Here is an 11,324-nt window from a genome sequence, read left to right on the forward strand (position 1 = left end):
CCAGCAGCAGGATGCTGGCGTCCACTTCATTGCAGTCGGCCGCGGTGAGAAATGTCCCGGCTTCGGCATCGAAACAGCGGGTTTCGATGAACTCGGCGATGGCGTCGCGTTCGGACGCGAACCGCTGCGCCGCTACCTCGAGTACGCCCGCCTCCGCCATTTGCAGTAGTCGATCCAGGCCTACCCAGCACATCAGCTTGGAGTGGGTATAGTGGCGCGGCGCATCCCGTGCCTCCCAGATACCCTGATCGGGCCGGCGCCATTCGCGGCAGATCATGTTGCCGAATCCCAGCAGCAGGCGTGCCTCGGAGCGGTCCAGCCGGCCGCCGCGCAGCACGTATTCGTAGGCGGCGGCGATGACCTCGCCGTAGACATCGAGCTGGTGCTGCTCGCCCGCGGCATTGCCGATGCGCACCGGGCGCGAATCGCGATACCCCGCGAGGCCGGGAAACTCGCGCTCGCGCAAATGCGTTTCTCCATAGACATCGTAGGCCACGCGCAGCCGCGGCCAGGTCCGCCGCGTTGCATGCAGCATCCATCCCAGGAAGGCCTCGCCCTCGGCGATGAAACCCAGGTCGATGAAGGAACGCAGGGTCATGGCGGCATCGCGAATCCAGCAGAAGCGATAGTCCCAGTTGCGCACTCCGCCGATCTTTCCCGGCAGCGACGTGGTCGGCCCGGCAATGAGTGCCCCCGACAGGCTGTAGGTCAGCAGCTTGAGCGTGAGGATACTGCGCTCGACGTGCTCACGGTATGGTCCCATGTAGGTGGATTGCGTACCCCATTCCCGCCACCAGCGCACCGTCGCCTCGCGTCGCCGCCGGCTCTCCTCGCCGACGGGAACGATCACATTGATATCGCTCTGGGCATAGGTCAGGGAAACATCGTAGCGATCGCCGGCCTTCATCACGGTGCGCCCCAGCAAGCGGTCGCCACCGTGGACGGCCAGAGCGAGGTTCGTATGCAGATTCAGTACCTGGTTGCCAAACATGCACTGCCACCCGAGGGCGCCACGCGGACGGATCCGTGCCGATCGCTGACCGTACGCGGGACGGGGAAAGAACTCGACCTGTATCTCGACCTCACCCGCGATCCCTTCCACCCCGCGTAACAGCTCCCGCTGTGGTTGCAGGTGATCGGCGAACTGCGCGTCGGTGACGATGGGTACGCAGTCACTGACACACACCTCGCCGCCGTCCGTGACGAAAGTCGTTTCCAGTACGTTGCTGCCGGGGACATAGCGCCTGCGCACCCGGTACGCTTGCGTCGGGCGGATGGCGAAGTGTCCGCCGACGCGGCGGTCGAGGATGGTGGCGAAGACGCTGTCGCCGGAGAAATGGGGCAGGCACAGCCATTCGACCGCACCGTCGCGACTGACCAGGGCCGCGATGCGGCAATCCCCGATCAGCGCATAGTCCTTGATCGCCGGATACGCCGTCGCCTGCTGCGCCGATCGGAGTTCATCGTTTTGTTGTTGCTTGATGCCAGGCATGATCGGTCACTACATTCCCATATTTGAGACCGGAGGAAGCGGCGATAGTTCTCAGGGCCTGGAGCAATTGACGAACGATCACTCCGGATTTTTTACTTTGCGGAAATACGTCAGCTCAGCGTCGGCAGCAGTTCATCCAGGCGTTCCAGCGTCGAGGTCAGTCCTTCCTGCATGCCCATCTCGATTACCTTTTCCAGATCACTCAGAGACGGGTAGGTCACGATGGTTTGCACCAGCGTATGGTCACCGAGGTCCTTGAACGTGAGATCCTGATCCGATTGTGGAAGGGTCGGGTTCACTTCACCGGTTTCATCGGTAAATCCGTCGCGCGCGGTGTAGTGCTCGATCGGCTGGATGCTTGCGTAGTCCTGCCGGCTCCAGTATTCCGTGCCGTCCGGCATGATCATGGCGTAGTGCCAGTACCCGCCCTCGCGAAAGTCCATGAACCTTGTCCTGGTCGTAAGCGGCTTGGGGGCGAACCATCGATCCAGAAGCTCGCTTTTGGTGTAGCAGTCCCAGACCAGTTGTCGCTTCGCGGCGAATTCTCGGCGAACGGTGATGGTGTTGGCTTGCTTGTCCACAAGGAAGTCGAATTGCAGATCGGCGCTCATTTCTTCGCTCCTTTCAAATTGGTCAGGAGGTCGTCCAGCTGTTCGTAGCGGTCTTCCCACAGCTTGCGGAACTGCTCCAGCCAGACGTCAATTTCGTGCATCTTCTCCAGCCTGAGTTGATAGTAGATTTCCCGGCCGGTCTTCTCCGTCTGCACCAGGCCGCACTCGTCGAGTATGCGGATGTGCTTCGAGGTCGCCTGGCGCGAGATGTCGAAGTGGTCGGCGATGGCGTTGGGCGTCATCGCCTGGGAGGCGATCAGGGCGATGATCGCCCTGCGTGTCGGGTCGGCGATTGCCTGAAAAATGTCTCTTTTCATGGTTCCTTGGGGAATATCTGCAACTAACTGGTTGCAATTATACGCGCAACCGATCAGTTGCGCAATGAGTGGGTACGGCTTTGGGTCCATTCCCGGTGCCCAGTGGTTGGAACGAACGAAGAACTGGATCAGAGAGCAAATACCGTCGATGCAAGTCTCCCCGAATATTGGCGTAGAATCTTCTCCGGGCCTCCCGCCGCGAAAGGAGAGATCATGAAGGGACTCGAAACCAGAATTCCGCCACCCGTAGTGGCAATCCTATTTGCCGTGATCATGTGGGGCCTGGCGCGGCTGACTCCGGGAGTGGAGATTGGGTACGTGCCAAGACTGATCGCCGCCGTCCTGCTTTTCGGTACGGGGGTCGTGTTCGAGCTTGCGGGTATCCTGAGTTTTCGTCGCGCAAGAACTACGATCAATCCAATGAGCCCGCACAAGGCTTCCGCCCTCGTCGATAGCGGAATCTATCGCATCACCCGCAACCCGATGTATGTCGGCCTGGCCCTGGAACTGTGCGCCTGGGCCAGTTTCCTGGCCTCGCCCGCGGCGCTGATCGGAGTCGTCGGATTCATCTCTTACATCCAGGTGCTGCAGATACGACCGGAAGAGCAGGTGCTGGTCGGCGTGTTCGGCGACGAATACCGGGAGTATCAGGCCAGGGTCCGTCGCTGGTTGTAACTTCGCGCAGCCTGCCAATCGCCACGCACGCCCCTGCGAGGAAAAGGCGTCAGCCTCCTTTTTTGATCCACGTCATCGACTTCTAACCCGGCATGCCGGAATGTCTCCCGCACGACTTGGCGCAGCATGGCGCTGCCTGGGTCCGGACCAACCCCGCGCTTTCCACAGGAGGCCTAGCCATGGGCATGCTCAAAGAGTTCAGGGAATTTGCCGTCAAGGGCAACGTGGTCGACATGGCCGTCGGCATTATCATCGGTGCCGCTTTCGGCAAGATCGTTTCCTCCCTGGTAGGGGACGTGGTCATGCCGCCCATCGGAGTAGTGCTGGGGGGTGTCGACTTCTCAAGTCTTGTCGTCACCATCAAGCAGGCAACAGAAGGTGCCCCGGCGGTCGTGATCAGCTACGGCAAGTTCATTCAGACAATTGTCAATTTCACCATCGTCGCGTTCGCGATGTTCATCGTGATCAAGTCCATCAATGCAATGAAGCGAAAAGAGGAAGAGGCGCCCAAGGCACCGGCCGAACCGCCGGCACAGGAGAAGCTGCTGACGGAGATCCGCGATCTGCTGAAGCAGCGATAGCTCTCGGCCTCCCGCGAGCACGCCGCTTTTGTTTCTGGGAAAACGGGAGAAGCCGCGTGGTTACTGACCTTTCATAGTGAAGGAAAACGGTCAGGATTCTTGATGTGCATCAGAGCTGCGAATTGTATTGAGAGTTAGGATGTGTGACGTCGGGATTGAGAGGTTTGTCCCGGCGGAGAGGTGCAAGTAAAAAGCTGTTTACGGGAAAACAACCGCAACAACAACTGAAAGCTGAGGGAGACGTCAAAACCAATCCGAATCGCATACGCCGCATTGACCCGCCTTGTACCGGCTTCCCGTGCCATGACTTCGGGAATATGCGGAGCCACGTGACGACGGGACCGACTCGCCACCAGCGTGCGACGGCAATGGCGATGCGGTTCGGAATTGGGACGAAGTGCAGACAGCCGGTACAAGAGGCCGGCTTGCCGTGTGCGGAGGATGGCGGCTTCACTTGGCCCGAAGTGCGTGTCACCACGTAGGGGCGGCTGCCGTAGCGGAACGAGCTCCATTTGCAATGGAGCAGGGAGGCAGGCAAGGGATGCCCGGCTCCGTGGATGGGCCCGCCGCCGGCAGGGAGCTGACGGTCGGGCCCGTCGTGTCAGTTCGTTGGCTGTCCATCGATGGGGAAATACCCCGCAATCATCTGTCTCCACAGCTCATAATGATGAGCACATCGCCGCCCGATTCCCGCGCTACTGAATCGCCCGCAAAGCGAGTACTCCGATCTGCGCTGCCAGCCCAGCGACGCAGGCCCAGCCAAACAGGTTGCCGACCCGGGAGAACACTGTGCCCACGCCGGCCCTGACCGGCACGTTCGCCACCATCACCGCATCCTCGGCGCTGAAGTCATCCATCGACGCCAGGGTTCGGCCGTAGGGATCGATAGCACCGGACGCGCCCCAGCGGGTGATGCGGAACAGCGCGGTACCGTTTTCGATGGCCCGGAATTCCGCCATCTGCTGGTGGATCGGGATGATGTCTTTCCAGTCGCTGGCCGGTACCAGCATCAGGTCCGCCCGGCCGCGACCGACCTGGTTGACGACGCCGTCGAAGTCCATATCGAAACAGATCGGCGAGACAAAGCGGCCGAACTCGGTATCGACAATGGGCATCGCGCGGTCGCCGGGCACACTGAATTTTTTCTCGAAACCGGGCACCGAGGTGAACTTGGTGTAGTCGAACAGGGTCTCGCCCGCGGCTGTGACTAGCACCGCGTGATTGCGGAAGGTGTAGCGTTCGCCGGGCAGCACGGTCGCCATGCCCAGGACCAGATGTACCCCGTGTTCGCGCGCAAAGCCGCGGGCGCGCTCCAGCACGGCGGATTCGTCTTCCTCAAACACCATGAGATTGGCCTCCGGCCACACGATGACGCGGGCGCCGGCGCGTGCCTCGCGCTCGCTGCGGAGGAAGAACGAGTCGTGCACGCGCGCAAAGGCCTGTCTGAGCTTTTCGCGTCTTTCCGTAGTCAGGCCGGGCAACACGGCGGGCATGAATTCCTCCCGTTCCAGGATGCCCTTGGGCCAGCCGACGCCGGCGATACGCACCGTCTTGCGCGCCGGTGCCAGCGCGATGCGCAGACCACCAAGCAGGAATATGGCGCCCGCTACGCCGGCGAATATGAGGACACCGTACTGGATCGCGTCCCACGCGAACTGGCGGTCCCAGGCCCAGTTCACCACCGCCGCGAACCAGGCGACGAGGAAGCCGATCCCCCATACACCGGTGACCGAGGCCAGTTGCATCAAGGGCAGCACGCCGTGCTGGGTGTAGCCGGTTGCGCCCCAGGTGCCGTAGGGGTTCAGGCGGGCCTCGAGAAACTCGATGGCGGTCAGGGCGACGGGGAACACCAGCGTGGCCCAGAAGCCGGGCACGTGCGGTGCCACCAGGCCGTTGAACAGAAATGGCAGCGCCCCCAGCAAGCCCGTCGTGATGGGTAGAACCAGGTAGGCGATGCCCGGGATAGGAACGATTCCGCGCAGACTGATGCCCATGGCAACGCCCAGGGATAACCAGATCCAGAGCATTGCAATGGCGGGCGTCAGACCGTGGGCGAAATGAAGCAGGAACACGGGCGCGAGCCACGCCGCCAGCGGTGTCATCCAGCGACCGAAGCCGAGTAGCTGAATGGCGGAGCCGAGAAGCAGCCAGAGAGCCTTCGCGAGGATATCCATGGGGCGCTCCTTGTACAGGCAGGATCAGGGTCGAACCGGCACACGCTTGCGACCATGATTACGATAGCGCGATCAGGCACTGGTTAACAGGCACAGGCGGGCTGCCGAGGAAAGATCCTGGGCACGCGCAGGTCACTTTTCCAAAATTCAGCACCACTGTTATATATTGTATTGGAGTCATCCCTGGTCTCTGTCGCCCATGTCCGTATCGGTACCGCAAATTGTTCTCGCCGCGAAACAGCGTGAAATCGACGAGCTCAAGCGGCTGATGGCGCGCGCCCAGCTGGTCGCGGCCGCCGGCGCGATGATCCATGCACTCCAGGTGGAACGCGGGGCGACCAGCATCTATCTGGCCTCGTCCGGAAAGCGTTTTGCCGACGCGCGCAATGACTATATTAAGGAGTCGGAACAGGTCGAACAGCGCCTGCGCGCCCAGATTGAGGCCGAACTCGCCAATCCGTCCGGCGCCAACGCCCGCATCATCTCCCTCATCGCCTGGGTGTTGCTTGGTCTGGACACCATGCCGGAACTGCGCGAGTACATCGGACGTTTGGGCATGTCCGGCAATGACACCATCGCCGCCTTCAGCCGGCTGATCGCCGGGCACATCTCATTGATCTTTGAGGTCGCGGATGCGGCAATCGATCCGGAGATCTCGCAGCTGCTGGTCGCCTTGTTTAACCTGGTACAAGGCAAGGAGTACGCCGGTCAGGAACGTGCAGTGGGTGCCCTGGCGTTCGCATCCGGCATCTGCGGTGCACCGGTGCAGGAACGACTTGCGGGCCTGCGCGAGGCCCAGGACGACCACTTCCGCGTGTTTCTGAAATTCGCAGACGAGTCCGCCGCGATTGAATGGCAGGATATGCAGGGAACTTCCTATTCTGCGGAACTGGAGCGACTGCGTCGCCTGCTTTCCTCCAAGGGCGCACGCATGGTCCTGGACAAGAACCTTAGCGATACCTGGTTCGACCGTTGCACCGAAAGGATCACGGCACTGTGGACGCTGCAGTGCGCACTCGTCGACGAACTGCAACAACGATGTGCGGCGCGCATCGCCGATGCCGAACGCGAGCTCCAGGATTCCGAAGGCCTGGTCCGGAGCCTGCGGGAGAAACCGCCAGCCGGGGCCGGCCTCGTCGATCGCTTCTTCGATCCTGACGTGCCGGTAGAACAGTCCGTGGGCTTTCTCTCGCCGGGCGACGAACATCCGCACCGGGTCCATTCCGTGATCGAATTGCTGCAGGCACAGTCACGTCGCCTGGCCAACGTGGAAAGCGAACTGGCGTCGGCCCGGAGGGCGCTCGACGAAAGAAAGACGATCGAGCGCGCCAAGGGAATCATGATGGCGCGATTCAACCTGACGGAAGAAGAGGCCTACAAGAAACTACGATCGACATCGATGCAACAAAACCGCCGTCTGGTGGACGTTGCCGAGACCGTACTATCGTTGATCGATCTGTCCTGAGGCGAAGCAGCGCAGGCTAGTGGTGGATCCCGGCCGAAGTACCGATCAGGTAAACCAGCATCACGAGCAGAACCAGCGACACACCCTTCCAGAAGCGCACTGGGTGGCGCTCCAGCAGGGGCGCGCGCTCGCTGCGAAGAAAGCGCGGATTGGGGTGGCGCAGGTCGTAGAGAAACTCCGAGATTTCCTCGTATCGTTTCAGGGGATCGATATGCACCGCCTTGCGCACGGCACCGTCAATCCATGCCGGGATCCCGAGTTTGTTATCCAGCAGTGACTGGTACACCAGTTTGCGCTGTGCCGAACGGCTCGTTGCCTTTGCTACATTCGTGCCGTAGGGCAGTCGCCCCGACAGCATCTGGTAGGCAATAAGTCCGAGGGAGAACTGATCGGATCTGGGCGTGCCCGTAAAGCCAACGAAGTATTCCGGCGCCGCATACTGGGCAGTACCCAGAATTTGCTCAACTTGTCCCTTGCCTCCGATCTCCGCGACACCGGCAATGTGCACCGATCCGAGATCGATGAGCTTCACCGTACCGTTGCGGTCGATCATGACATTGTTCGGCCGCAGGTCCTGGTGCAGCATCTCGTGTCGATGCAGTGCCTGCAGGCCCTGGGCAATCTGTTCTACGATGCCCCGTACGGTTTCGACATCGGGTCGAGGATGGTCCCGCATCCACTGGGCGAGGGTCTGGCCCTCGATGAACTCGGTGACAATATAGAGGTAGTTCCGTTTGCGCGTCTGCTCGCAATGTTTCACTACGTGGACATTGTCGATGCGGCGTGCGACCCACTCCTCCATCAGGAAGCGGTCGAGATATTCGGGATCATCGCGCAGGTCAACGGACGGGACCTTGAGCACGACCTGCTTCTGACTGTTGGTATCAATCGCGAGGTATACATGGCTGCGGTTGCTGCCATGCAGTTCGCGGGCGATTTCGTATCCATCGAAGATCATCCGCGGGCGGAGTTCCGGCGGCAGGGGTAGTTCCGATATCTGCCTTTGCAACTCATTGATCGCGGGATCAGGCAGCCGCTCGATTCGGGCGATCTGTATGGTCAGATTGTCGGTGCTGCCCCGCCGCAAGGCCTCCTCGGCGATCACTTCCGCCGCCTGGTCAAGATCGTCGGCGTGTTGGCGGAAGGTCTCCAGCACGAAGCTTTCGGGTACGAATTCGTAGATGCCGTCCGTTGCCAGGACGAAGGCATCGCCGACTTCGATGGCGAGGGACTGGTAGTCGATCTCCAGCCGTTCCTTCATGCCCAGGGCACGGCTGAGAAAACTCTTTTCACGCGAGACCCACAGGCGGTGGTCCTCGGTCAGTTGTTCGAGGTGGTTGTCGAGAATCCGGTAGACACGCGCGTCGCCGGCACTGAAAACATGCGCGGTGCTGGATTTGAATACCAGCGCGCTGAAGGTGCAGACATAGCCGCGATTGATGTCGTAGCGATACGGACCGTTGCGCGTTTGCGCGTACAGCCAGGAATTGGCCGCCAGCAGTACCCGTTGTACCGAGGTCTTGACCGACCACGATTCGGGCGTGCTGTAGTAGTCCTCGAAGAAACCCCGGATTGCCGTCTCGCTGGCAAACTGGCTGACTTCGCTGCTGCTGATGCCATCGGCAAGCGCTATCCCAATCCCCTTCGAACTTAGAAGCGGTTCTTTCGGAACGGTTGCGCCGTGAAAATCCTGGTTCACCGGCTTGCGACCCTTGTCCGAGTATTGCCCAATGGCGATTTGCAGTGGCATCGACATGTTCACAAGAGACCGGCCCCTTCAGGAAAGGGGCCGGCAATTCAGCTTGCGAAAAAATCAGGCAACCTTCTTCAGGACGACGCGCTCCGCACTGGTTCGAACGTGCGTGTAGTACAGCGGCAGTCCCACCAGCACAAATCCGCCCACCATGTTGCCCAGTGCGGTCGGAATTTCATTCCAGACAAAGTAGTCGGCAACGGTGAAGCCACCACCCATGATCATGGAGAACGGGAACAGGAACATGTTCGCATGACCGGCATCCACATGGCCATCATCTTGCTGGTAGCCGAGGTGGAAATCATGGCGCCAACCACACCCATGGACACCATCCAGTTGCATAGCATGCCGCGGATGAAAATGGTTACCCAGCCTTCCATACCGTGCGACTTGTAGCCCAGGGTACGGGCTTCACCGATGTGTCCGACCTTCGCGGCGATGGCACCGCCGTCCGTGGTGTAGCCGTAGGTCAGGATGAACGACATCATGAACGCAACCGCTAATGCCCCGGCGAAGTTGCCGATGAAGACCAGACCCCAGTTGCGCATCACCTGGCCAAAGGTCACGCCCGCACGCTTGTCCAGCAGCGCCAGCGGAACCAGCGTGAAAACACCCGTGAGCAGGTCGAACTTCATCAGATACAGCATCATGAAGCCCACCGGGAACAGAAGCGCGCCCACTAGCGGCGAGCCGGTCTTGGTCGCGACCGTGATCGCAAACACCGCAGCCAGCGCCAGAATTGCGCCCGCCATGAATGCACGGATCAGAGTGTCCTTGGTGGACATGTATACCTTCGATTCTCCCGAATCGACCATTTTGGTTACAAATTCCGATGGTTCGAGATAAGACATAGCAAGCTCCCCTTCAGTTTAAGTAGAACAATTTCCCAGGCTGGCAAAAAATTCGATTCCCGTGACGCGAGATCGGCGATCTCGCTGAGCCCAAACAAGCTGCAGTTCGAACATCCCAACAAAAAAGCCCCAAGTGCCGCGGCCAGATTGGCCTTTGACACTCAGGGCTTCGTTACCCGCGCAGCTGTGTTGGGCTCCGACCTGCGACTACTGTTCAGGTCAAAGCCGGAAAACGTGTTCGCGAACCACTGGCGTCGTTGCCCAAAACGGGTTCGCTAAGAAAACAAAAGCAATCGCCGTGCCAGAGAAACAAAAATTGATTTTTCAAACACTTAGGCTTGGCAGTCTGGTGGCAGGAGGTTGTCCGGCGCACTTGTCGGGTGCGCGCCCGCACCATGGTGATGCGCGGACGGACCAATCGGCTGGACACAGCCCGTTCCACGGTGAAAACTGAACTCCGGATACAGAGGCCGCCGATGCTGCATGGACACTCGGAAAACCGATTGAAAGCCTGCGTTCACAAACTGCTGGCGAAGCTAGGCCTCGTGCACCCAAAGCGTGTGGAAGTGGTGCTGCGACATCCATGGCAGTTCGGCAAAGGCGTGTTCCGGGCCATGCGGGAACAGCAGGTGCTGCTGTTGGCCGGGGCCGTTGCCTACAATACCCTGCTGTCCCTGATTCCCATTCTCGCCCTGATTCTTCTTGGTTTGTCGCATCTGACGCCGACCGACAAACTGCTGGCAACTACCCACGATGCGCTGGGAGTGGTGGCCCCCGGACTGGCCGACCAGCTGACTGCTGAAATCAAATTATTCATCTCTAACTGGCGTTTCATTGGCACGATCGGCGTGATCTCGCTGGTGTTCTTCAGCTCCCTGGCTTTTACCTCGCTGGAGAACGCCATGTCCCTCATCTTCTATCATCGGGTGAAGCACCGGCGGCATTTCCTCGTGTCGGCCATCATCCCCTACATATATATATTGGTACTCGCCATTGCCCTTTTGCTGATCACTTCGCTCAGCTCGGCACTTCATACCCTGGAAGGTTCGCCCTTCCACATGTTCGGCGAGGCCTACTCCCTGAGCGGCACCGCGCGCTGGGTCATGTACTTCATCGGCATCTTTGGTGAGGTACTGCTGCTGACCTCGCTCTATCTGGTCATGCCCGTGGGCCGGCTGGCGGTACACCATGCCCTCATTGGCGGAATCACCGCCACCATCCTGTGGGAACTGACCCGCCATTTCCTCGTCTGGTATTTCTCCACCCTGTCCCTGGTGAACCTGGTGTACGGCACCTTCGCCGCCGCCATCATTATCCTGCTCAGCCTCGAAGTCGGCGCGCTGATCCTGCTCGTCGGTGCCCAGGTCATCGCCGAATATGAGCGCATCAAGGCCTGAGTTCGGCG

Annotated in this window: 9 protein-coding genes and 1 pseudogene; 4 read left to right on the top strand and 6 right to left on the bottom strand. The window is 60.2% G+C overall.

Going from position 1 to position 11,324, the window contains the following annotated elements:
- The 3 genes from P8X48_10510 to P8X48_10520 form a co-directional block, all read right to left on the bottom strand.
- A partial coding sequence (locus P8X48_10510; GenBank protein ID MEJ2107737.1) for a glycoside hydrolase family 15 protein occupies positions 1 to 1,492 on the bottom strand: 1,492 nt, incomplete at its 3' end.
- 110 nt (positions 1,493 to 1,602) lie between these two features.
- A complete protein-coding gene (locus P8X48_10515) occupies positions 1,603 to 2,103 on the bottom strand; it encodes an SRPBCC domain-containing protein (protein MEJ2107738.1) in 501 nt (166 codons plus the stop codon).
- Positions 2,100 to 2,420, bottom strand: a complete 321-nt coding sequence (locus P8X48_10520) for a metalloregulator ArsR/SmtB family transcription factor (protein ID MEJ2107739.1) — start codon at positions 2,418 to 2,420, stop codon at positions 2,100 to 2,102. The genes P8X48_10515 and P8X48_10520 overlap by 4 nt, the downstream gene beginning before the upstream one ends.
- Positions 2,421 to 2,633: 213 nt before the next feature.
- On the opposite strand from P8X48_10520, the gene P8X48_10525 reads away from it, so the two are divergent.
- Both P8X48_10525 and mscL read left to right on the top strand, forming a co-directional pair.
- Entirely contained in the window at positions 2,634 to 3,095 is a 462-nt protein-coding gene (locus P8X48_10525; protein MEJ2107740.1) for an isoprenylcysteine carboxylmethyltransferase family protein, read from the top strand.
- Between the two features lie 179 nt (positions 3,096 to 3,274).
- Complete coding sequence (gene mscL, locus P8X48_10530) at positions 3,275 to 3,676, top strand: large-conductance mechanosensitive channel protein MscL (protein MEJ2107741.1); 402 nt, start codon at positions 3,275 to 3,277, stop codon at positions 3,674 to 3,676.
- Between the two features lie 695 nt (positions 3,677 to 4,371).
- Here mscL and P8X48_10535 read toward each other — a convergent pair.
- Positions 4,372 to 5,850 (bottom strand): nitrilase-related carbon-nitrogen hydrolase, encoded by a 1,479-nt coding sequence (locus P8X48_10535; GenBank protein ID MEJ2107742.1) that lies wholly within the window; start codon positions 5,848 to 5,850, stop codon positions 4,372 to 4,374.
- Between the two features lie 199 nt (positions 5,851 to 6,049).
- Here P8X48_10535 and P8X48_10540 point away from each other — a divergent pair, with 199 nt between their 5' ends.
- Positions 6,050 to 7,315, top strand: coding sequence for a nitrate- and nitrite sensing domain-containing protein (locus P8X48_10540; GenBank protein ID MEJ2107743.1), 1,266 nt, complete (start codon positions 6,050 to 6,052; stop codon positions 7,313 to 7,315).
- Positions 7,316 to 7,331: 16 nt separating this feature from the next.
- Here the strand turns inward: P8X48_10540 and P8X48_10545 are convergent, their stop codons facing one another.
- Together P8X48_10545 and P8X48_10550 are read right to left on the bottom strand one after the other, a co-directional pair.
- Complete coding sequence (locus tag P8X48_10545; GenBank protein ID MEJ2107744.1) at positions 7,332 to 9,065, bottom strand: bifunctional protein-serine/threonine kinase/phosphatase; 1,734 nt, start codon at positions 9,063 to 9,065, stop codon at positions 7,332 to 7,334.
- A 63-nt stretch (positions 9,066 to 9,128) separates the two neighbouring features.
- Positions 9,129 to 9,853 (bottom strand): annotated as a pseudogene (locus tag P8X48_10550) (formate/nitrite transporter family protein).
- 569 nt (positions 9,854 to 10,422) lie between these two features.
- Between P8X48_10550 and P8X48_10555 the strand changes: the two are divergent.
- Positions 10,423 to 11,316, top strand: a complete 894-nt coding sequence (locus tag P8X48_10555; GenBank protein MEJ2107745.1) for a YihY/virulence factor BrkB family protein — start codon at positions 10,423 to 10,425, stop codon at positions 11,314 to 11,316.
- The last annotated feature ends 8 nt before the right edge of the window (positions 11,317 to 11,324 follow it).

The organism is Acidiferrobacteraceae bacterium (assembly GCA_037388825.1).
Lineage (GTDB): Bacteria > Pseudomonadota > Gammaproteobacteria > Acidiferrobacterales > JAJDNE01 > JARRJV01.

Bases quoted from the DNA above. Each gene is read 5' to 3' on its own strand.
- P8X48_10540 (MEJ2107743.1), top strand. From the start codon at position 6,050: ATGTCCGTATCGGTACCGCAAATTGTTCTCGCCGCGAAACAGCGTGAA.
- mscL (MEJ2107741.1), top strand. From the start codon at position 3,275: ATGGGCATGCTCAAAGAGTTCAGGGAATTTGCCGTCAAGGGCAACGTG.
- P8X48_10535 (MEJ2107742.1), bottom strand. From the start codon at position 5,850: ATGGATATCCTCGCGAAGGCTCTCTGGCTGCTTCTCGGCTCCGCCATT.
- P8X48_10545 (MEJ2107744.1), bottom strand. From the start codon at position 9,065: ATGCCACTGCAAATCGCCATTGGGCAATACTCGGACAAGGGTCGCAAG.
- P8X48_10520 (MEJ2107739.1), bottom strand. From the start codon at position 2,420: ATGAAAAGAGACATTTTTCAGGCAATCGCCGACCCGACACGCAGGGCG.
- P8X48_10515 (MEJ2107738.1), bottom strand. From the start codon at position 2,103: ATGAGCGCCGATCTGCAATTCGACTTCCTTGTGGACAAGCAAGCCAAC.
- P8X48_10525 (MEJ2107740.1), top strand. From the start codon at position 2,634: ATGAAGGGACTCGAAACCAGAATTCCGCCACCCGTAGTGGCAATCCTA.